The sequence below is a fragment of the Mesorhizobium sp. M0715 genome (assembly GCF_040320355.1).
GTDB lineage: Bacteria > Pseudomonadota > Alphaproteobacteria > Rhizobiales > Rhizobiaceae > Mesorhizobium.
In genome coordinates this window covers 320,568-341,900 of sequence record NZ_JAMYPL010000002.1, presented here as the reverse complement: position 1 = coordinate 341,900, position 21,333 = coordinate 320,568, and the positions used below count along the sequence as shown (strand labels likewise).

Genomic DNA, 21,333 nt, shown 5'->3' with positions numbered 1-21,333 from the left:
CCCTGGTCACGTCTGCAAGTTGGTCACGTCTGCAAGTTGGTCACTTCTGCGAATTGGTCTGGTGAAATCAATGCCGCCGGCCGAAGATCTGCGCAACCGACAACAGCACGACCGAGAGAACGATCAGGCAGGTCGAGATGGCAGCGATCGTCGGGTCGATCTGGTCGCGCAGCGCGTTGAACATGCGGCGTGTCAATGTCGTGGTCTCGCCGCCCGATATGAACAGCGAAACCACCACTTCGTCGAAGGAGGTGATGAAGGCAAACAGCGCGCCCGAGACGATCGAGAAGCGGATCTGCGGCATCGTCACCTGCCAGAAGGCGGCGACGCGGCCGGCGCCAAGGCTGCGCGCCACGCGCTCCTGGTTCATGTCGTAGGAGCGCAAGCCCGACAGCACCGTCAGCACCACCAGCGGCAAGGCCTGCACCGTATGCGCGATGACCAGCCCGGTCAGCGTGTTGTTGAGCCCGATGCGCGCATAGAGGAAGAAGGTGCCGATGCCGATCAGGATCACCGGAACGATCAGCGACGCCGTCAGCAGCGCGTTGATGGTGCCGTTGAGGCGCAGCGTGCCCCTGTTGATGGCATAGGCTGCAGCGGTGCCGAGCGGTGTCGCGACGAGCACTGTCATAACAGCCACCTTGACCGAGACGATCGTAGCGTCGCGCCATTCCAGTGAGCCGAAATAGGTCTGGTACCAGCGCAGCGACCATTGCTGCGGCGGGAATTGCAGCAGCGTCGAATCCGAAAACGACATGATGACGATGATGATCGACGGCGCGATCAGGAACAGAAGCACGAGGCCGCCGAGGCAATAGAGCCACAGCCGTTGCCGATGCGAGATCGGCAGGCCGACATCCTCGCTCATCGCGAACTCCACACACCTGTGGCGCGCGCGCCGAGCAGCCACTGGAACAGGCCGAGAAGCGCCAGCGTGACCACCAGCAGCACCACGCCCAGTGCTGCACCCGCACCCCAGTTGGAATAGAGGCTGGTGGTCTGTTCCATGCGCATCGCCCACATGATGACCTTGCCGCCGCCCATGAGCGCAGGCGTGACGAAGAAGCCCAGGCACAGCACGAAGACGATGACCACGCCCGAGGCGAGGCCGGGCAGCGACAGCGGAAAGAAGATCTGCCGGAAGGTGGCGGCCGGGCCGGCGCCGAGATTCATGCCGGCGCGCAGGCAGTCGATGTCGATGGTCTTCATCGAGGCGTAGAGCGGCAGCACCAGGAACGGCAGCAGGATATGCGTCATGCCGATGACGACGCCGGAAAAATTGTTGGCGAGCGATAGCGGCTGGCTGATGACACCGAGATCGATCAGCCAGCTGTTGATCAGGCCCTTGCGCTGCAGGATCACCAGCCAGGCATAGGTGCGCACCAGAACCGATGTCCAGAACGGCAGGATGACGAAGATCAGGCAGATCGACGCCGCCCGGCGCGGCAGTTGCGACAGCATGTAGGCTAAGGGATAGCCGAGCAGCACGCAGGCGCCGGTGACGATGAAGGCGACCTTGAAGGTGGTGATAAAGGTCTTGATGTAGGAGGCCTGTTCGAAGAAGCGCGCATAATTGGCGGGACTGAAGGCGCCGGCTTCGTCGAACAGCGACAGCCAGAACAGCCAGCCGATGGGCACGATGATGATGGCGAAGACCAGCAACAGGCTCGGCGACAGCAGCGCCAGCAACCGCAACGACTCGCGCCGAGCGTCCATATGCAGCGCCTGCGTGTTCAGATCCGGGCCCGAGCGGCCGGCTTTCTCCTGCATGAGGGCGGTCTGCGCGCTCATCAGTCTGCCGCCACCAGGATCGTGTCCTGCGCATCGAGACCGAATGAGACTGGATGGCCGGGTGCGGGCATTTTCGCCAGCACATCGCTGCGGCAATAGTCGCGCAAAGTCAGCTGCCGGCCGTCGCGCAGCACGGCATAGCAGACGAAGCTGTCGCCCTGGTAGATGATGTCGCTGAGCGTCGCGTTGAGCACGTTGACGCCGCTTGCCGGTTCGGCATCGGTGAGCAGCCGCAGCTTTTCCGGCCGCACCACCATCAGGTACTGGCCTGCCGCCGGCGTCGCCGCCGCCGTATGGATTCTTCGCTCCTCGTACCAGACGGAGCCGTTGCGGCACTCGACCGGAATGAAATTCGATTCGCCGATGAAGCCGGCTACAAATTGCGTCCGCGGCGTGGCGTAGAGGGTTTCGGGCTTGTCGAGCTGTTCGATGCGCCCGGCGTTCATCACCGCGATGCGGTCCGACATGGTGATGGCTTCACGCTGGTCGTGCGTGACATAGACCGTGGTCATGCCAAGCCGCCGGTGCAGGCTGCGCAGCTCGATCTGCATGTGCTCGCGCAAGCCCTTGTCGAGCGCCGACAGGGGCTCGTCCATCAAAACGATGCGCGGTTCGAAGACGATGGCGCGCGCCAGCGCCACGCGCTGGCGCTGGCCGCCGGAGAGCTGGTCGACCCGGCGCTCGCCCAGCCCCTGCAATTTCACCAGATCGAGCGCCTTTTCGACACGCTCGGCCGTCTCGGCGGCGGCAACGCCGCGCTGCTTCAGCGGAAAGGCGATGTTGTGAAAGACGTTCATATGCGGAAACAGCGCGTAGTTCTGAAACACCATGCCGATGTTGCGCTTGTGCGGCGGCGTGGTGATGATCTCGTCGCCGCCGACCCTGATCGAGCCGGCATTGGCCCGCACGAAACCGGCCAGGATCATCAGAAGCGTCGTCTTGCCGGAACCGGAAGGCCCCAGCAGCGTCAGGAATTCACCAGCCTCGACGTCGAGGTTGAGGTCGCGCAGCACAGGCACGCTGCCAAATCGTTTCTCGATCCCGCGCATGCCGATCGGCAACGCGGATGGCGCAATGGACAAGATTTTTCTCTCCCAGGGGCTGAGGCGGCGAAAGCAGGGCGAGGCGTCGCCCTGCCGTGGTTTGGATTGCGGCCGCAGCCTATTGCTGGATCAGATTGTTGAATTTTTCCGTCGCCTCGACCAAATTGTCGCGCCAGAATTCTGCATCCTGCAACACCTGCTTCTTGACGTTCTCGGGCGCCGAATTAATGTCCTTGATCCTGTCCTGCGGGATCTTGCCGGTCTCGAAAGCCTTCTCGTTGACCGGGCCATTGTCGACATAGAGCGGCAGATTGGCCTGCAATTGCGGGCTGACGAACATCGCCAGCGCCTTCATCGCGGCTTCCTTGTTCTTGGAGCCCTTGGGGATGACCATGCAGTCGGCGGTCAGCACGCCCTGGTCGAAGGAGAAGCTGACCGGCGCGCCTTCCTTCTTTAAGGTGCCGGCACGGCCGTTCCAGATGCTCGCCATGTCGACTTCGCCGTCCTTCACCAACTGCATGGCCTGCGCGCCGGAGGTCCACCAGGCGTCGATATGGCCACGGATCTTGTCGACGGATTTCAACGCGCCGTCGATATCGACCGGATAGACCTTGTCGATCGGAATGCCTTCGGCCAGTGCCGCGACGCTCAGCGTTTCGGTCGCCTGGCTGCCGCTCAGCGCGCGCCGTCCCGGAAACTTTTCCACGTTCCAGAAGTCGGCCCAGGTCTGCGGGCCTTTGTCGCCGAACACATCGGTCCGGTAGATCAGCACGACGGATGTGTAGGAAATGCCGACCCAGTCGTCGTGGACAAGCTTCGGGTTGATGCCGCTCTTGTCGATGATGCCGTAGTCGAGCTTCTCGAACAGCCCTTCCTTCGAGCCGCGCGCACATTCGTCGGCGCCAAGTTCGGTGATGTCCCACTTCACCGCATTGCCGGTCACCTGCAGCCGGACGTCGTCGAGGCCGTTGGTGGTGTCTTCCTTGATGGTGATGCCGAGCGCGTCGGCGGTAGGCTTGAAAAACGCCTTGGTCTGCGCCTCCTGGTAGGTGCCGCCCCATGAGGCGACGGTGATGGTGTCGCCCGCTATGGCGGGGGCCGCGAGCGAAGCCATGAGGCCCGCAATCGCAACGATACTAACGCTTCTGGTCCTGTTCATTTTTTCGGCTCTCCAACCGGTGTTCCCATTGTTTTCGATTTGGCATGCTATTTTGTATACAATTTTGAGTGTAGCCTAGCGATCGATGTTGTCAACACCGCCGGCTCGATCGAATTCACGGGTTTCGAGCCGGACAAGGTGGCGAGGAACGGCGTCGCCGGGGGCGTGGCAAATTATGCCGACTGCGGCTACAGCTATGCGTGTTCCGGCTGAAAGGCCGGAGAAGTGGGAAGGGAAGCTTGGCCAAGAAAACCAAAAATACGTTGCGTGACTCGGTCTACTCCGCGCTCAAGGCGATGATCGTGACCGGCCAGATTCCGCCGGGCTCGCGCGTCACCGAAAACGACATCGCGGCGAAGCTGACTGTCAGCCGCACCCCGGTGCGCGAGGCCTTCAACCGTCTCGAGCGCGACGGGCTGGTCACCGGCCGGCCGCGCCAGGGCTATGTCGTCACCGAGTTCGACATCAACATGTTCCGCGAGGCATTCGAGATCCGCGAGCTGCTCGACGGCCACGCGACGGAACTGGCGGCAGCGGCGGCGACGGACCAGGACAAGGCACGGCTGCGCGCCATGCTGGCCGAATGCGAGCGGCTGGCCGCCATTCCGGAGCGCACCAACAGGGAAAAATTCCAGGAGCTTGAGGTCGGCATTGACCTGCACCGCGTCATCGCCGAAATCAGCGGCAATGTGATGCTGCACGGCATGCTGTGCGGCATCCTCGACAAGTGCCAGCACTATGTCTGGACCGAACTTTTGTGGCTGGACGAATGGAAGATCGCCCGCGACGAGCATGCCGAAATCGTCGATGCCATCTGCGCCGGCGACGCCGCCAGAGCCGGCACGCTGGCGCGCGCCCATGTGCGGGGCTCGCGCGACAATGTGCTGCGCCTGCTGCAGGCCAAGTCGGATTATCGGAACTTTCTGGCCAAGGCGTCTTGAGGGGTGAGGAACTTGGGCGAGGCCTGCCCGCCGACCGACCCTGACGACAAGCGCCTTTGAGCTTAGCCCTTGCGCTCCTGAAGGCGGTTGCCGCCGTCGACCACCAGCAGGGCGCCATTGACATAGCTGGCACCTTCCGAGGCCAGGAACACCACCGCTGCGGCCACCTCATCCGGCCGCCCGGCCCGCGCCGGCGGCGTGTGCAGGGCGGCTTGCCGCTCCATCTCGCTCGACGAACCCGTTTCGATCCAGCCGGGCGCCACGGCATTGACTGTTACGCCGCTTTTCGCCACTTCCAGCGCCAGCGTGCGCGTCAGGCCGACCATGCCGGCCTTGGCGGCGGAATAGGCTGATGTGCCTTCGAAGGATACCAGCGGTCCGGTGACGGACGCCACATTGACGATGCGCCCGTAGCCCGCTTCGACCATCGCCGGCAGAAAGGCCTTCGTGACGAGGAATGCGGTCTTCAGGCTGACGTCGATCCCCTGGTCCCAGTCGGCCTCGGTCATGGTGAGAAACGCCTTGTCGACCGATGGCGATGCCAGCGAGCCCATGCCGGCATTGTTGACCAGGATACCGACCGCCCCGACATCGGCCCGCAGCCGCGCGACATCGGCAGCGATGGTGAGATCGGCGACCACGGCTTTGGCATCGATGCCTTCGCGGCAAAGCTCGGCGGCGCGATCGAGCACGCGCGTACTGGCTCCCGTGAGGAAGACCGCATGGCCGGCACGGCCGAGCTGCCGGGCAATGGCAAAGCCGATCCCGTCGGCCGCACCGGCCCCGGTGATAAGTGCGCGCTTGGTGTTGGTAGAGGAGATGGTCAAATCAGGCTCCGCTGGTTTCCGCTCCCGGTCTTACCACGCGCTTTGGGCAACAGCCCGCGAGGATTTGGCTTTGCAACATTCCACGCCGCTTTGAGTTCTCTGAAAATCCGAAAGTCGAACCGAACGAAGCGTGCAGCTTGGCGATCGCGTGGGCGTGGAGGAAAGGACGTGCCGGAGATCCAGAAAATATCCTTGTCCTCTGGCGGCGAGGTGGCCGTCCGGACGGCCGGCGATGTTTCCAAGCCCGCGCTAGTCCTGTTGCACGGCTTCCCCAATTCCTCTCGGATGTTCAGCGACGTGACCGCCAGGCTCTCCGGCACCGTCTATGTCGTTGCGCCTGACCTTCCGGGCTTCGGCGCATCCGATCTCCCATCCGAGCCATCGTTCGACATGCTGGCCAACGCGATTGAAGAGCTGCTTGCGAGTCTCAACGTGGGCCGCAGGTTACTCTATTTGCATGATTTCGGCGCTCCGGTGGCTTTTCAGCTCGCCATGCGCGCTCCGGAACTTGTCGAAGGCCTCATCATTCAGAATGCCAATGCCCACCGCTCCGGCTTTGGTCCGCAGTGGGCAGCCACATTGGACTTCTGGGCTGCGCCGAATGCCGGCAACGAGGAGGCCGCCACCGCCCATTTGACCCTTGAGGGAACCCGCGACCAGTACGTCGCCGGCCTGCCACCCGAGATCGCGGCGCGGATCGATGCAGAGCGTTGGATTGAGGACTGGCGGGTCATGTGTCTACCGGGACGGCTTGATCTGCAGAAGGCGCTGCTGGCCGACTACGGCCGATATGTCGACCGGTTTGGGGAGGTGGCTGACTATCTGGCGAAGCATCAACCTCGAGCCATGCTTCTTTGGGGTCGCCACGATGTCTTTTTCGACATTGCGGAGGTTCAGTCCTGGCTCATCGACCTTCCTCGGATGGAGGCTCACATCTTCGACGCGGGCCATCCCTTCTGGAGACGCAGGGGTCCAGGGCTGCAGAGCTGATACGGGAGTTCGTCGATGCGGGCTCGCCCTGAGCCGTATACTTGCGTAGGTCCGGGCAAGTCGCGGAAGCAATGCGACGACGTAAACCGCTGTTGATGTGAGCCTTCACATGGCCCAGGAAATTTCGGGCCGAAGCCGCACGCCTCGCGGCCTTGGGCGAGACAAGACCCATTATCTGAACTTAAAAGCGCGCGCGGCCCACATCAGCCGCATCGCCTGTTCGGCCGCGTTCGCCAGCAGCATGTCGGCGTCACGGATCGCGTCTTCGAGGGAACATGGCCGGCGAAGAATGCTAAAGAACGCATCGATGCCAATTTCGTGGGTCGCCTCGGCGCCCAGTCCGACCGTGCCGGCCAAGGCAATCACAGGCAGATTGTAACGTTTCGCGCGCCGTGCAATCTCCGCCGGCACCTTGCCAAAGCCAGTCTGTCCGTCCAGACCGCCCTCGGCCGTCATGACCATGTCGGCATCTGCCAGTCGGCGATCAAGATCAATATACCGCCGGATAAGATCAAAGCGTGGCTGCAGCCGCGCTCCAACAAAGGCGTGAAGCCCGGCGCCAAGTCCACCGGAAGCTCCTCCGCCGACAAGCGGCGCTACGTCGATGCCGAGGTCGCGGCGGACGATATGAGCGAGATTTTCCATGCCCTGATCGAGCAACGCCACCTGGTCAGGCGTTGCACCCTTTTGCGGACCAAATACCCGAGCGACGCCTCTCTCGCCGAGCAGCATATTGTAGGGGTTCACGGCGACGTCGATACGAACATTCGAAAGGCGGCGGTCACGATCGGAAAGATCGACGCGAGCGAGTGACGAAAGCGCCGAGCCGCTCCCCGAAATAGAGTGGCCGTCCCCATCGAGCAAGCGCACGCCTAGAGCTTGGGCCATCCCCATTCCCGCATCGTTGACGCCCGAGTCACCGCAGCCGATCAGAATCCTTTCGGCGCCAAGATCGAGTGCCACATGAATCAACTCCCCCACCCCATAACTTGTAGTACGGGTCGGGTCGCGCATGTCCGTGGGAACGAGCCGCAGCCCGGCAGCCGCCGCAATCTCCAGAACAGCCGTCCGCTTCTTTCCTCGGCCGAGAAAACCGACGGTCGCCTCCACAGGTTGCCCGACTGGCCCCGTGACGGTGACGGAATGCAACTCACCATGGGACAGCTCAACAAGCGTACGCGTAAAATCCTCGCCTCCATCCACCATCGGAAGGCTAAACACTTTTGCTGTCGGAACCGCATTGCGGACGCCGCGCGCCAATGCATCGATAACATCACGAACGCCGAGGCTCTCCTTAAAACCAGACGGTGCGACCAGCACTCGAAGCCGTTTTCTCTTCTTCGGCTCTTTCTTTTTCGACATGCTATGACCCTCCGGAAACTTGCAGACCGAGCGTGATGAGCAGACCTTGGATCATTGGCCACGCGCCCACCGCGAACACGACGATCAAAAGGAATTGCACCGGCAGCAGGACGGCGCTCAGGAGGGCCAAGTCCCTCGGGCCGTAGCCTTCGTCGTCGAGTCCCCCGAAAAGCGCGACCGGCTTCGCGCAGATCATGAGCGTTTGGCAAAAGCCGGTCGCTGAGACGAGCACAAGCATCGCAAGGAGGGGGTCGAGCCGCGCTGTCGACGCAATCATCAGAACCGGAGGCAGCAGCACCGATACGCGCGCCGTGCGACTGTGAATAAGGAGATGGCTGAAAAGGCCCAGCAAAGCGAGCAACGAGAGGAGGGCCAGCGGCCCCAAGCCGACGACCCGCAGTGGGTTCACCGTCGTCTCGATCAACCATTGATGAAGACCCGACGCCACCAGGCCGTCTGCCAGGCAGATGGTCGCCGCAAGGAACAGGAGCAGCTTCCACTCGGTACTCCTAATGGCATCGTCAAACCTCACCGCGCCGAGCCCCGGAAGCGATGCGGCGAGAGCGCCGCTGAGTGCGATGACGGTGGCATTGAGCCCGTGCAAAGATTCGGTCAGCCACGCGATGACAACGCCCGCGGCGATCCAGAGTATCGGCTGCCGTGCCAACCCGACCCCATCATTGCTTACCGTCGGCAGCAAAAGCGCTGCCCGCCGTTCTGCGGGTGACAGGAAAAGCCGGAGAAGACACTCAACTGAAACAAAGGTGCTCACGGCCGCAAACGGCAGACCGAGGGCGATCCATTCCAGGTAGCTCACCTTCACCCCTGAGAGGCGGTCGACCATTTCGATCGCCAGGAGATGGGCACCGGCCCCCACGGGCGACGCAAAGGCCGAGAGGAGAATAGCAGTGGGAAACAACAGCGCGAATGCCCTTCGCAACCGAGCATTTCCACAGCGCCCCGCAACCGCTTGATAAGCCGGGATCATTAAGGCTGCCCGACCCGACGTTGACGGAATAATGAAGGCTGTGGCGACCATGACCGCCGCCAAAGCATACGCGACCGCGCGAACCGACCGCATGCGCCCTGTCACGAGGCCGAGGATGCGATCCGCGATCCCACTTGCCTTGACGGCGGCCGCAAGGATGAAAGAGGCGAGCAACAGCCAGATCAACTCATCCCCAAGCGCGTGAAACAGCGCCCCGGGATCACGATTGACGAGCAGCGCCATTGCCAGTCCGGCGACGATAGCAACGAAGGTGTCGTCGAACGGCGTCAAGGTCCAGCCTATGATCGCGACAAGCAGGATCTCGAGCGCTCGCCGAGCGTCCGATGGGAGAGCGGGGAGGCCGAATTCGATACTGACAACGACGAGACATGCACCGATTCCGATCAGCGCGGCGCGCCACACCGGCCAGACCGCCGTCATCTTTTTCCCGACAAGGGAGCCGATCTCAGCCTGGAACTCTACTTGTACCAACCGAACCTCTTCGAGCTTGTCGCCGCTCCGGCGATCGGACAGGCGCACGGTCGTCGCACGTCCCAGCGTTCGAATTTAGGGGCTTCTGGTTAGACGGGCGGGAGAGCTCCGGTTAGAATTTGGTGAGAGACGCTAGTCGATCGCCAGCAGGGATCACCCGCATGACTGTTCGAGGTCGCATCCTCCTTTTTCAAATTCTCATCCTCGCCCTCGTCGGGCTGATTTCCGGATTGGCACTCGCCACACTGCACCTGACGGAAGAATTCGTCCGCCGCGTAGACAGCGTCCACGGACGGCTTGAGGCTCTTGCGGAACTCAATGGCCAGGCCAACAACTACACCGAGCAAGTGGCCGAGGTCCTGCTGCTCGGGCCTGAGCAGATGCCGGATTTCGAGGCGGCACGAAGAGAATTGTATTTTGGATTCCATAAGTTGGAAGGCGCAACGCGCGAGGAACTTGGTGCGCTCGGCTTTTGGAGCGACAGAAGCCAGGAGGAGGGCGAACTCGAGTTCGTCGGCCGCATCAAGGCGCTGTTTGAAGCTATCGATCGAGCTGCCCAACGGCTGTTCAGCCAGCGATCAAGAGGCGAGCCGGCAGGCATCGTGGAAAGCTTCCGAAATGATGTAGAGCATCGACTGGAGAGCGATTTCGAAGGAATGATCGAGGCTGCCTTGCACGAGGAGCGCAGCGAAGTTGGAGCGGAACTCGAACGGGTTCGTGGTGCGCAATGGCATCTGCTGCTCATGACCGGCGGCTCCTCCACCTTGCTCATGCTGGGCAGCCTGGGCTTCGGCCTCGTTCTGCGGCGGTCGATCGCCGCACCTGTGCGTGAGCTGAATGAAAGTGCCAAAGCCATCGCCGCGGGTAAGCTTCACCATCGCATCCCCGCAGCCGGGCGCGACGAGTTCGCTTCCTTGTCGCGAAGTTTCAACAGCATGGCCGAGGCACTTGAGATCGAACGTGCCGCTCTGATTTCGGTCCAGGGTCGGCTGGAGGCTGAAGTTCAGCTGCGCACGCGCGAGCTTCGTGAAGCGAATAAACAACTCAGGGCTCTCAACAGCCGGCGAATCCAATTTTTTGCGGAGGCAAGCCATGAGCTACGCACGCCGCTGACGATTCTCCGTGGAGAGGCGGATGTTGCCCTTCGCGGCCAACCGCGTGTTCGACCTTACGGGGAGGCCTTGAACCGAATCCGCAACTACGCCGAGGATATGGCTCGCAACCTGGAGGACCTTCTCGCCGTCGCCCGCTCTGAAGCGGAAGATATGAGCTTCTCGTCGCAAATCATCGATGTCGGCGAGGTTGTGAAGGCGGCCGTTCAGGAAGCGTCCGTACTCGCTACCCCCAAGCAAATATCCGTTGATCTCTCACTTAACGCAGACCATAGCCTCATTCGAGGGGACGCCCAGCGCCTCAAGCAGGCGCTGCTGATCGGCTTCGACAACGCCATAAAGTATTCAAAACCACACCAGACGATCTCGGTTGAGATGACCGGGCGCGACGGCGCGCTTGAGATTGTCGTCCGCGATAGCGGTTCAGGCATCGGTGCCAGTGATCTTCCGTTCGTGTTTGACCGCTATTATCGCGGACATGCTGGCGAGAGATCTGTTGCCGATGGGCTCGGTGTTGGCCTTGCGATCGCCAAGAAGATCATAGACAGGCATGACGGCACGATCGGCCTTGAACGGATTGAGCCTTCGGGAACCCTCCTCAGAATTAAACTCCCGCTGGTACAACACACCGATGATTCGAATCCTGATCGTTGAAGACGACCGGCGTGTTTCCGATTTCCTCCGCCGAGGGCTGGAGGCAGAAGGCTTTCACGTGAGTGTCGCGGAGGACGGTCGAGAGGGATTGGCCGCCATTCGCACGGATCCGTTCGATCTGGTGATCCTGGACCGCCTGCTCCCCTACCTGGATGGTCTTGAACTGTGCCGGATCGTTCGATCAGAGCAGTGGCCGGTTCTCATCCTGATGCTGACGGCCAAAGAGACAATCCAGGATCGCGTGGATGGGCTCAAGGGGGGTGCCGACGATTACCTGACCAAACCGTTTGCCTTTGATGAACTGGTGGCCAGGATTGATGCCCTGCGCCGACGCCGTCCGGGAACAGGGGAGGAGCAGTCGCTTCGAATCGGCGGCCTCAACCTCGACACGAGCGCTCGCCGTCTAACGGATGGCGACCGGGAAATCCGCCTCACCCGACGTGAATTCGACCTTCTGCACTTCCTGATGCTTAATGCGGGAAAAGTGGTTAGCCGCCAGCGCATCCTCAACAATGTCTGGTCATACAGCTCCGAACCCGGGACTAAGATCGTGGAGGTGTACATTCGCTATCTCCGGGCCAAGCTGGGACCAAGTGCGTCAGCCGGCATTCAGACTGTCCGCGGGGTCGGCTACATGCTGGTTGAGCGGAAGGCATAGAAGCGGAGCCAAATTCCTGGCGACCAACTTGTCTGCTGGCTGCGACATGTTTCAAAGGAATCGTTCATCCAAATCGGCTGAATTTCGGAATTAAGCCAGTGCCGCAGCCGGCTGAGGCAAAATGCCAAAGATTTCAATTGGATGGAATGGCGCGCCCGAAGAGATTCGAACTCCTGACCCCCAGATTCGTAGTCTGGTGCTCTATCCAGCTGAGCTACGGGCGCGCAACAGGCCATGCTTTCCATGACCCCGCAATCCGATCGTAAACGACCGGTCGCGACGAGACGTGTTCCCTAGCGACTGAATTTCCGAAAAGCAAGTCGATCCGGCAAAAGTTTTGTCACAAGTGCCTTTGTTGGCGATGACGGCCCGGATCCCGGCGCTTGAAATGGCTCCGGAGTTGAGCCCGAACTCAATCCTTGAAGGGAAGAGCGCCGATCCCTGAGAAAAGGAGCGCCGGACCCGGAGGCACGAGCATCGGAGCAAAACGCGCCCGAAACATCATGCCGGGCGGCGCAGGCCGTTGCGGGCCTGGTCGAGCCGGACCGGCTGGTCGGGAATGGTGACCGCGAATGTGGTGCGTCCGCCGATGCTCTCGACCAGCTCCACCGTGCCGCCATGGGCGCGGATCAATTCATGCGCGATCGCCAGGCCAAGGCCGGTGCCGCCGCTGCGGGCCGAGCCGCGGAACGCCGCGAACAGGTTTTCCCGCGCCTTCGGCGGCAGGCCGGGGCCGGTGTCGCTGACGGCAATGCGGCTGACGCTGCCCAGGCGCACGGCCGACACCGCCAGGCGGCGCACCAGGGCGTTTTCGCTGTCGGCCGCCATCGCCTGCACGGAATTCCGGCACAGATTGGTCAGCACCCTGAACAACTGGTCGGAATCGGCATCGACCTCGAAGGTCGGCTCGACCGAATTGACGAACTCGATGCCTTGCTCGATGTCGAGCAAGCCTTGCACGTCCTCGACCAGCTGCCGGAGCCGGAGCCGGCGCCGCGCGGGCGGCGGCTCCTGCGTGCGGCCGTAGTGAAGCACGCCTTCGGAATAAGACACGGCGCGGTCGAGTGCGCGCAGCAGTTTCGGCGCGAAGGCCTGCACGGTCGGATCCTTGACCTGGCGCAGGCGGTCCGACATCAGCTGCGCCGAGGCCAGGATGTTGCGCATGTCATGGTTGATCTTGGAGACCGCGAGGCCGAGGTCGGCAAGATGCTTCTGCTCGGAGAGCATTTTTTGCAGCCGCTCCTGCATCTGCGACAGCTCGCGCTCGGCAACGCCGATCTCGTCGGCGCGGGCAGCCGGATGGATGATCCGTCCGGGATCGTCGGGCGCTTCGGAGAAGGACAGCATCGAGCGCGTCATGGTCCGGATCGGCCCGATCATGATCAGGTCGATGGCGGCGTAGACCAGCATGGCGGTGAACAGCGAGATCAGCAGCGAGACGAAGGCGACGTTGCGCGAATAGCGCAGCATCGCATTGCGCAGGCTGTTGTCCGGCATGATCAGCTCGAACTCCTTGTCGGACTCGCCGACCGGGCCGAAGACGCGCAGCATCCGGTCGCCGCCGAAAAACAGCGTGTCGAGCGCGCCGGTCATGCCCTTGATCATGCCGATCGAAGCGATATCGATGTGTTCGTCGACCTTCGGCGGCATTTCGGCCACCACCAGCAGCCGCGAGACGCCGCCGTCGCGCACCGCGATCGCCTTGGCGCCGATCGCCATCAGCACGTCGTTCTGGGCCGTGCGCGACAGCGAGGTGGATTCGCCTTGCACCAGCACGATCGACACCGCCGCCGCCGTGCTCAGCCGCTCCTTCAGCCAGTTCAGCCGGTAGCTGGCGATCCAGGGCAGGAAGATCAGCACTTCGGCCAACAGCACGAAGACGATGGTCAGCAGCAGCAGCTTGGTCGACAGGCCGCGCGACAGCGGAACCGTGCGCACGGTGGCTGGGGCCTCGGTGGACCCCGCCGTGCCGATCCCTTCCTGTGCCTGTATGGTTTCGCTCATGCGGCTAATGTCTTCACGATCACTTGATCAACGCAGATTAGGCGATTACGGCTTTCTTGCCAATTTCATCCTTGGTCGCAAACATAAACCGGCCTGAACGGAGCCGGATTGCGCCCGACGACTCCGGATTGACTTCCAAAAGCCTTCTTTCTATAAGCCCGCACACGCTCGGGCCATTCGTCCCGGCGCGGTTTCGATCGCGCCAAAGCCGGCCCGGCAAAGCTCCTGTTACACAGTGACAGAATCAAGAAGGGCCGCACCCCGCGGTATTAAAACAAATGAAGCGTACCTACCAACCGTCTAAACTCGTCCGCAAACGTCGGCACGGCTTCCGTGCCCGCATGGCCACCAAGGGTGGTCGCGGCGTCGTCGCAGCTCGCCGCAACCGCGGTCGCAAGCGGCTCAGCGCCTGAACGGAAGACGAGATCGTTGCCCGCATCCGGCAAGCCAGTGGGACCAAATCCCAAGCGGCTTCTGAAGCGCGCGGAATTCCTGGCCGTCCGTCGTGGTGAAAAGCGACGCGGGCGGCTTTTTCTCGTTGAGGTTCTCGACCGCGGCGACGGCCTGTCGCCGCGCGTCGGCTACACCGTCACCAAGAAGGTCGGCAATGCGGTTGTCCGCAACCGTGTCCGGCGGCGGCTGCGAGAAGCCGTCCGCACGCATGCTGCAAGTGACATGGCGCCTGGCAATGACTATGTCATCGTCGGGCGCGAAGACGTGCTTACCACTCCGTTCGGCCAGTTGAAGGCCGAACTCTCCCGCCGACTGCGCGGAACACGATAGGCCAAGGGCTTTCGATGGAAAACAACCGGAACTTCTTCATCACCATCGCGCTGTCGGTGCTGATCCTGGCGGTATGGCAATATTTTTACGTGTTGCCGCGCAGCGAAGCGCAGCGCGAGGCAGCCCGCGTCGAACAGCAGCGCGTCGAGGAGCAGAAGAAGGCCGCCGGCACAAATCCCGGTACCGACACCGGAACGCCCGTCGCCCCTGGCGCCATTCCCAACGCACCGGGAACAGACGCCGTCACGCCGGCCGGCCGCGAACAGGCACTCGCCACGACCACCCGCGCCAGGATCGACACGCCGAGCCTCGAGGGTTCAATCAACCTGACCGGCGCCCGTCTCGACGACCTCAAGCTCAAGCACTACACTGAGACGGTCGACAAGAACTCGCCCGAGATCAGCCTGCTCAACCCGGCGGCACTGCCCAATGGCTACTATGCCGAGATCGGCTTCGTCGGCAACGACAAGACCGGCGCGGTGCCTGGTCCCGAGACTGTGTGGGCCGTCGACGGCAATGCGACGCTGACGCCGACGACCCCGGTCACGCTGACCTATTCGAACGACAAGGGCCTGACCTTCAAGCGCACCTTTTCCGTCGACACCAACTACATGTTCACGGTGTCCGATACGGTGCAGAATGCGGGCACGGCCGCTGTCTCGCTGTCCAATTACGGCCGCGTCACCCGCTTCGACAAGCCGCTCGTTGCCAGCACCTATGTGCTGCATGAGGGCCTGATCGGCTTCACCGGCACCGAAGGCCTGCAGGAGCACAAATACGCGTCCATCGAGAAGGACAAGCAGTTCACGCCGGGCAAGTCGACCGACGGGTGGCTCGGCATCACCGACAAATACTGGGCGGTGACGCTGGTGCCGACGGAGAAGCAGCCGTTCCAGCCGCGCTACGCCTATTTCGAGGACGGCCGCCATCGCTACCAGTCCGACTTCCTCACCGACCCGATCACCGTCGATGCCGGCCAGTCGGCGACGGTGGAGAGCGAAATCTTCGCCGGCGCCAAGGAAGTCGGCAAGATCAACGCCTATGCGGAAGACCGTCATATCAAGCGGTTCGATCTCCTGATCGACTGGGGCTGGTTCCACTTCATCACCAAGCCGATGTTCTGGCTGATCGACACGCTCTACAAATTCTTCGGCAATTTCGGCCTGGCCATCCTCGCCACCACCGTCATCGTCAAGGCCATCTTCTATCCGCTCGCCAACAAGTCCTACGCGTCGATGGCGAACATGAAGAAGGTGCAGCCGAAAATGCTCGAGATCCGCGAGAAATACGCGGACGATAAGATGAAGCAGCAGCAGGCGATGATGGAGCTGTACAAGACCGAGAAGATCAACCCGCTTGCCGGCTGCTGGCCGGTGGCGCTGCAGATCCCGGTCTTCTTCTCGCTCTACAAGGTGCTCTACATCACCATCGAGATGCGGCACGCGCCGTTCTTCGGCTGGATCCAGGATCTGGCCGCACCCGACCCGACGTCGCTGTTCAACCTGTTCGGCCTGATCCCGGTCACCCTGCCGCACATGCTGATGATCGGCGTCTGGCCGCTGATCATGGGCGTCACCATGTTCCTGCAGATGCGCATGAACCCGACGCCGCCGGACCCGACGCAGGCGGCGATCTTCACCTGGATGCCTGTCATCTTCACCTTCATGATGGCGGGTTTCCCGGCCGGCCTGGTCATCTACTGGGCCTGGAACAACACGCTGTCGATCCTCCAGCAGGGCATCATCATGAAGCGCCAGGGCGCCAAGATCGAGCTGTGGGACAATCTGGTCGCGCTGTTCCGAAAGAAACCATCGCCGGCCGAATAGAAGCGCAGCGCTTTCTCCAGCCTCAAAGCCCCGCTCGCGCGGGGCTTTTTCCGTTTAAGCAACTCCGGGATCACGTTCCCGTGATCGGCGAAACTTGCGCCTCGCCGGGGGCGTGACTGCCTGTGCGTTTCCAAAGGCTATCAATTCCGATCAGCCCTCACCCGGAGGAAGACCACATGCGCTTGCCGTCATTCAGGACCATCGCCTTTTCCGCGCTCATCGCCGGCGTGGCGATTGCCGCGCCCGCCTATGCCAAAAACCCGAATGTCGGCGGCGCGCCGATGTACACCACCAAGAACATCGTCGAGAACGCCGTCAATTCGAAGGATCACACGACGCTGGTCGCCGCGGTCAAGGCCGCCGGCCTGGTCGACACGCTGCAGGGCGCTGGCCCGTTCACAGTCTTTGCCCCGACCAATGCAGCGTTTGCGAAATTGCCCAAGGGCACCGTCGACACGCTGCTGAAGCCGGAGAACAAGGACAAGCTCACCAAGGTGCTGACCGCGCATGTCGTGGCCGGCAAGATTTCGGGCGCCGAAATGATGAAGAAGGCCAAGGCGATGGGCGGCAAGTACGAGATGAAAACCGTCTCCGGTGACACGCTGACCGCCGAAGTCAAGAAGGGCAAGCTCTACATCATGGATGAGTCAGGCGGCGAGGCGCGAGTGACGATCGCCGACGTCAACCAGTCGAACGGCGTCATCCATGTCGTCAACAAGGTGCTGTTGCCGAAGTAACGGCTTTCGGCAAAGGGGATCAAGGCAGGTCCGTTGGGGCTTTCTCGGCCTGCCGTCCCACCTCATGACGAGGTGCCATGTTTCTTGGGAAGTCGTATCGGCATCGGCCGGGGTCCTGTAGTCCCTCACAGGACCCCGGTTTCTTTTCGGCTGTTGCTTGTCCTGCCGGATGAGCTTCGACCGTCACTCCATCACGGCGCTGTGGTCGATCTTGGCCGGAGTCGCCGGCTTGCGCAGCAACAGAACCAGCGGAATGGCGGCAAGCGACAGGATCATCATCAGCTTGAAGTCGTTCATGTAGCTGATGATGGTCGCCTGCAGCGTCACCACGCCGTCGAGCGCGGCACGCCCGGCGGCGCTGTAGGGGTCCATCGCCTGGAAGATCGCCGGATTGCCGAACGCCTGGTTGTAGGGCGTCACATAGGTGGCGATGCTGGCGTGGTTGATCTGCACGTTCTCCGTCAACAGCGCGGTGACCACCGATATGCCGACGCTGGAGCCGATGTTCCGCGACAGATTGTAAAGGCCTGTGCCTTCCGCGCGCCGCTCCGGCGCCAGCGTGGCGAAGGTGATGGTGGTCAGCGGCACGAAAAGGAAGCCCAGGCCAGCGCCCTGGATGAAGCCGGTGCTGATGATCGTCCATTGCGACACATCAGGGGTCCAGCCGGTCATGTCGTACATCGCCCAGGCGGTGACCAGCAGGCCGGTCAGCAGCAGCCAGCGCGTGTCCACCTTGCCGATCAGCCTGCCGACCAGGAACATGCAAGCCATGGTCCCAAGCCCACGCGGCCCCATGACGATGCCGGCCGTCACCACCGGATAGCCCATCAGCGTCTGCAGATAAGGCGTCATCAGGGCCAGCGAGGCCAGATAGGTGATGCCGATGATGAAGATGAAGATCATGCCGACTGCGAAATTCCTGTCGAGGAACAGCCGCGGGTTCACGAAGGTGTTTTTGGCGGTGAAGGTGTGGACGAGGAAGATGTAGAAGGCCGACGCGCAGATCAGCGCCTCGACGATGATCTCGGACGACGAGAACCAGTTGAGCTGCTCGCCGCGATCGAGGAACATCTGCAGCGCGGCGATGGTTATGCTGAGCATGCCGAAGCCCAGCCAGTCCAGCCTGGCCTTGAGGTCCGTTTTGGTTTCCTGGACGAACATCGACACGCCGGCGAAAGCCAGCGCGCCGATCGGGACGTTGATGTAGAACACCCAGCGCCAGCTGACATTCTCGGTCAGCCAGCCGCCGATGACCGGTCCGAGCACCGGCCCGACCATCACCGAAACGCCGAACAGCGCCATCGCCGAGCCGCGCTCCTCGACGCTGTAGATGTCGAGCAGGATGCTCTGCGCCAGCGGCACCAGGGCCGCGCCGAACAGGCCTTGCAGCAGGCGGAAGCCGACGATCTGGGGCAGCGACTGCGCGAACCCGCACAGCACCGATGCGACGACGAAGCCGGTGATGGATATCAAAAGGATGCGCTTGCGGCCAAAACGATTGGCAAGGTAGCCCGAAGGCGGCGTCATGACTGCCGCAGCCACGATGTAGGACGTCAGCACCCAGTTTATCTGGTCGGCGCTCGCCGAAACGCTGCCCTGGATATAGGGCAGCGCCACATTGGCGATGGTCGTGTCCAGCGCCTGCATGATGACGGCGAGGATCACGCAGGCGGTGATGGCGCCGCGATTGGCGACCACGCCACCTGTCGCGGACGCGCCGGTCATGACTTTTGTCCGAACCGGCCGAGGAGGTCCGTCACGAAGTCCGGCAGGCCGCGCGCATGGCCGGTATCGATGCCGACCACGACGCTCATCCCGCCACGCAACGGCGGCTTGCCCTGGAGATCGTCCAACGTCACGCGCATCGGAATGCGTTGTACGACCTTGACCCAGTTGCCGGTGGTGTTCTGCGCCGGAAGCAAGGAGAAGCTCGACGACGACGCCGGGCTGATCGAGGCGACCGTACCGTGCCAGACGGCACCCGGGTAGCTGTCGACGCTGATCGTCGCCGTCTGTCCCGGCCGCACATAGGTCAGTTCGGTTTCCTTCGGCTCCGCCGCGATCCACAAGTCGGTCGCCGAAATTAGGCTGAACGCCGGCTGCGAAGCCGGCAGGTACTTGCCGACCTGAAGCGTGTCGACATTGGTGACTATGCCGTCGAATGGCGCCTTGACGATGGAATCGGCAAGATTGCGCTGGGCGTCGTCCACCGCAGACTGGGCCTGAAGGTAGAAGGGGTTCTTCTCCACCGGCTGGCTGGCGTCGCCGCCAAGCTGGGCAAGCGTCGCCTGTGCCTGCGCTTGGGCAACGGACACTTTCTGGCGGGCGGCGACGAGGTCGTGTTGGGCGCTGTCGAAGGTCGCCTTGGAGGAGGTGGAGGTCTTGAGCAGATCCTGCTGGCGCTGGAAAGCGGCCTCGTAGTAGGTGATGTCGGCCTGCGCCTGCTCGATCAGCGCCTGCGACTGCAGGTAACTCGCCTGCAGGGTCAGCACCTGGTTGCGCACCGTGCCGAGCTGCGCCTGGGCGGCGGCAAGAGCGGTTTCGAAAGAGGCCGGCCGCAGCCGGAAAAGCACCTGGTCCTTCTTCACCGCCTCGTTCTCGTGCACATCGATCTCGGACACAGTGCCGGAGACATCGGTGGAAACGCCGAGCGACTGCGCCTGGATGTAGGCATTGTCGGTCGTCATGACCTGGCCGCCGATGACGTAGTAATAGCCGCCGACGACCAGCGCGACCGGAAGCAGGGCAAACAGGATCGGCCGTGCTCGGCCGCGCTTGGGCTTGACCGGCGCCGGAGGCGCCACCGCAACCCCGGCCTGGCGTGGCTCCTTGGACGGAGCCTCGAGCGCCGCCGGCTCCAGGGCGACCGGTGCTTCGAGCTCGTCATTGTCGATGACGGTGCCGGCTCGCCTTTGCTCGCGTTCGCTGTCCAGTCGGATGACCTGGTCGCGCGCCCGGTCGGCGGCGGATCCGTCTTCTTCGACAGGCTTCTTTGGTGAGGTTGATTCAGCCATGTGTTTTCTCCCGGTCGGCGGCAGGCTGGGCGCAAGCCGCGAGCAGATTGGATTTGATGAGGGATAGGGTTTGCAGCAGATGCAGTTGCGCATCCGCGGAAAGGCCGACGAAGGCCTCGTCACGCGTCTTCTGCCCATTGCTGCGCATGATTTCGATAAGCGGATGGGCTTGCGGCTTCAGGTAAAGCAGCCATGCCAGGCGGTCGGCGGGATTGGGCCGGCGCTCGATGAAGCCACGTGCTTCCATCTTGTCGAGCAGCCGGGCGAGCGTGATCGGCGTGATCTCGATAAGGTCCGCCAATTTGTTCTGGTGCATGCCTTCATGCACGCTGAGATAGGCCAGCACCTGCCACTGGGCGCGGGTCAGCCCCGATGCCCGCGACCTCTGCTCGAACCGCTTTCGAAGCAGGCGCGCGACATCGTGCAGCACGAAGCTGATGTTGGGTGACGATGGCATGGGAGGTACTGGAGTTTCGGCGCAACTTTTAGTGAGCATGCTTATTATCATCATGCACATAATCCCGCTGGACGCGGTGCGCAAGACGGACTAAGCCCGCCTGGAAAAAATGACGCATGGGCTGCGACGCCACAAAAAGGCTCCGGTAGCAGGCTGTTGCCGCGCAGGGATGAGACGATGAATTGGCTGAAGATCTTGACCGTATCGACCATCGCGGGATGGCCGGGCATTGCGTTCGCAAAGGACGCCGTCAGCTGCGGTGGCGCCGCCATGCTGGGTGGCGCGCAATTGAACTGCAGCCACGTCGAACCCCAGGCGCCGCCTCAGTTTTGCACCTATAGCTGGGCTCTCCACATGCCGACCGGAGACCAGAAAATCGTCGAAGGCAGCTTCATGCTGCCGCCCGGCGCGGCGAACGTCACCGTCTATCAGGGCAGCGGTTTCGACAGCGCGCTGTCCGATCCGATCGTGATCTGCCGCGGCAGCAAATGAGCA

General features: G+C 62.4%; 20 protein-coding genes and 1 tRNA gene. 9 read left to right on the top strand and 12 right to left on the bottom strand.

Translation table 11 applies throughout. The features are described from left to right. Window positions 1-67: 67 nt before the first annotated feature. The 4 genes from NKI21_RS03560 to NKI21_RS03545 all read right to left on the bottom strand — a co-directional run bounded on the left by NKI21_RS03560 (window position 68) and on the right by NKI21_RS03545 (window position 3,993). Window positions 68-868, bottom strand: a complete 801-nt coding sequence (locus NKI21_RS03560; RefSeq protein ID WP_352774309.1) for an ABC transporter permease — start codon at window positions 866-868, stop codon at window positions 68-70. Beyond that, window positions 865-1,791, bottom strand: a complete 927-nt coding sequence (locus tag NKI21_RS03555) for an ABC transporter permease (RefSeq protein WP_352440621.1) — start codon at window positions 1,789-1,791, stop codon at window positions 865-867. The genes NKI21_RS03560 and NKI21_RS03555 overlap by 4 nt, the downstream gene beginning before the upstream one ends. Beyond that, entirely contained in the window at window positions 1,791-2,873 is a 1,083-nt protein-coding gene (locus NKI21_RS03550) for an ABC transporter ATP-binding protein (RefSeq protein ID WP_352440620.1), read from the bottom strand. The genes NKI21_RS03555 and NKI21_RS03550 overlap by 1 nt, the downstream gene beginning before the upstream one ends. A 79-nt stretch (window positions 2,874-2,952) precedes the next feature. Continuing rightward, complete coding sequence (locus tag NKI21_RS03545; protein WP_352774307.1) at window positions 2,953-3,993, bottom strand: ABC transporter substrate-binding protein; 1,041 nt, start codon at window positions 3,991-3,993, stop codon at window positions 2,953-2,955. 239 nt (window positions 3,994-4,232) lie between these two features. Between NKI21_RS03545 and NKI21_RS03540 the strand changes: the two genes are divergently transcribed. Then, complete coding sequence (locus NKI21_RS03540; protein ID WP_352440618.1) at window positions 4,233-4,934, top strand: GntR family transcriptional regulator; 702 nt, start codon at window positions 4,233-4,235, stop codon at window positions 4,932-4,934. Between the two features lie 62 nt (window positions 4,935-4,996). Here NKI21_RS03540 and NKI21_RS03535 read toward each other — a convergent pair whose 3' ends face one another. Next, complete coding sequence (locus NKI21_RS03535; RefSeq protein WP_352774305.1) at window positions 4,997-5,761, bottom strand: SDR family NAD(P)-dependent oxidoreductase; 765 nt, start codon at window positions 5,759-5,761, stop codon at window positions 4,997-4,999. A gap of 168 nt (window positions 5,762-5,929) precedes the next feature. Between NKI21_RS03535 and NKI21_RS03530 the strand changes: the two genes are divergently transcribed. Further along, window positions 5,930-6,751: an alpha/beta fold hydrolase gene (locus NKI21_RS03530; protein WP_352774303.1), complete on the top strand. Its 822-nt coding sequence runs from the start codon at window positions 5,930-5,932 to the stop codon at window positions 6,749-6,751. Window positions 6,752-6,922: 171 nt separating this feature from the next. Here the strand turns inward: NKI21_RS03530 and NKI21_RS03525 are convergent, their stop codons facing one another. Together NKI21_RS03525 and NKI21_RS03520 are read right to left on the bottom strand one after the other, a co-directional pair. Further along, a complete protein-coding gene (locus NKI21_RS03525) occupies window positions 6,923-8,113 on the bottom strand; it encodes a glycerate kinase family protein (protein ID WP_352440615.1) in 1,191 nt (396 codons plus the stop codon). 1 nt (window position 8,114) lies between these two features. Beyond that, on the bottom strand, window positions 8,115-9,641 hold the full coding sequence (locus NKI21_RS03520; protein ID WP_352628986.1) for an SLC13 family permease: 1,527 nt from the start codon (window positions 9,639-9,641) through the stop codon (window positions 8,115-8,117). 113 nt (window positions 9,642-9,754) lie between these two features. On the opposite strand from NKI21_RS03520, the gene NKI21_RS03515 reads away from it, so the two are divergent. Together NKI21_RS03515 and NKI21_RS03510 are read left to right on the top strand one after the other, a co-directional pair. After that, the gene (locus tag NKI21_RS03515) at window positions 9,755-11,359 is read left to right on the top strand and encodes a sensor histidine kinase (protein ID WP_352864525.1); all 1,605 of its coding nucleotides are present in this window, start codon (window positions 9,755-9,757) and stop codon (window positions 11,357-11,359) included. Next, a complete protein-coding gene (locus NKI21_RS03510; RefSeq protein WP_352440593.1) occupies window positions 11,337-12,017 on the top strand; it encodes a response regulator transcription factor in 681 nt (226 codons plus the stop codon). The genes NKI21_RS03515 and NKI21_RS03510 overlap by 23 nt, the downstream gene beginning before the upstream one ends. A gap of 147 nt (window positions 12,018-12,164) precedes the next feature. Here NKI21_RS03510 and NKI21_RS03505 read toward each other — a convergent pair. Beyond that, a tRNA-Arg gene (locus NKI21_RS03505) sits at window positions 12,165-12,241 on the bottom strand. Between the two features lie 277 nt (window positions 12,242-12,518). Next, window positions 12,519-14,021 (bottom strand): ATP-binding protein, encoded by a 1,503-nt coding sequence (locus NKI21_RS03500; RefSeq protein WP_352440594.1) that lies wholly within the window; start codon window positions 14,019-14,021, stop codon window positions 12,519-12,521. Between the two features lie 278 nt (window positions 14,022-14,299). On the opposite strand from NKI21_RS03500, the gene rpmH reads away from it, so the two are divergent. From rpmH to NKI21_RS03480, 4 genes are all read left to right on the top strand, one after another. Further along, window positions 14,300-14,434 (top strand): 50S ribosomal protein L34, encoded by a 135-nt coding sequence (rpmH, locus tag NKI21_RS03495; protein WP_008833937.1) that lies wholly within the window; start codon window positions 14,300-14,302, stop codon window positions 14,432-14,434. 16 nt (window positions 14,435-14,450) lie between these two features. Further along, window positions 14,451-14,804, top strand: coding sequence for a ribonuclease P protein component (gene rnpA, locus NKI21_RS03490; RefSeq protein ID WP_013528505.1), 354 nt, complete (start codon window positions 14,451-14,453; stop codon window positions 14,802-14,804). Between the two features lie 14 nt (window positions 14,805-14,818). Beyond that, window positions 14,819-16,630: a membrane protein insertase YidC gene (gene yidC / locus NKI21_RS03485; protein ID WP_352440595.1), complete on the top strand. Its 1,812-nt coding sequence runs from the start codon at window positions 14,819-14,821 to the stop codon at window positions 16,628-16,630. A 176-nt stretch (window positions 16,631-16,806) separates the two neighbouring features. Continuing rightward, window positions 16,807-17,367, top strand: coding sequence for a fasciclin domain-containing protein (locus tag NKI21_RS03480; protein ID WP_352440596.1), 561 nt, complete (start codon window positions 16,807-16,809; stop codon window positions 17,365-17,367). Between the two features lie 183 nt (window positions 17,368-17,550). On the opposite strand, the gene NKI21_RS03475 is transcribed toward NKI21_RS03480, so the two are convergent. Genes NKI21_RS03475 through NKI21_RS03465 form a run of 3 tightly spaced genes read right to left on the bottom strand, consistent with a single transcriptional unit; the run spans window position 17,551 to window position 20,838 of the window. Next, a complete protein-coding gene (locus tag NKI21_RS03475; RefSeq protein ID WP_352440597.1) occupies window positions 17,551-19,092 on the bottom strand; it encodes a DHA2 family efflux MFS transporter permease subunit in 1,542 nt (513 codons plus the stop codon). Then, window positions 19,089-20,381, bottom strand: coding sequence for an HlyD family secretion protein (locus NKI21_RS03470; RefSeq protein ID WP_352440598.1), 1,293 nt, complete (start codon window positions 20,379-20,381; stop codon window positions 19,089-19,091). Before NKI21_RS03470 ends, NKI21_RS03475 begins: the two co-directional genes overlap by 4 nt. Further along, window positions 20,374-20,838, bottom strand: coding sequence for a MarR family winged helix-turn-helix transcriptional regulator (locus tag NKI21_RS03465; RefSeq protein ID WP_128304172.1), 465 nt, complete (start codon window positions 20,836-20,838; stop codon window positions 20,374-20,376). Before NKI21_RS03465 ends, NKI21_RS03470 begins: the two co-directional genes overlap by 8 nt. Before the next feature lie 177 nt (window positions 20,839-21,015). Between NKI21_RS03465 and NKI21_RS03460 the strand changes: the two genes are divergently transcribed. Then, complete coding sequence (locus NKI21_RS03460; RefSeq protein WP_352440599.1) at window positions 21,016-21,330, top strand: hypothetical protein; 315 nt, start codon at window positions 21,016-21,018, stop codon at window positions 21,328-21,330. The last annotated feature ends 3 nt before the right edge of the window (window positions 21,331-21,333 follow it).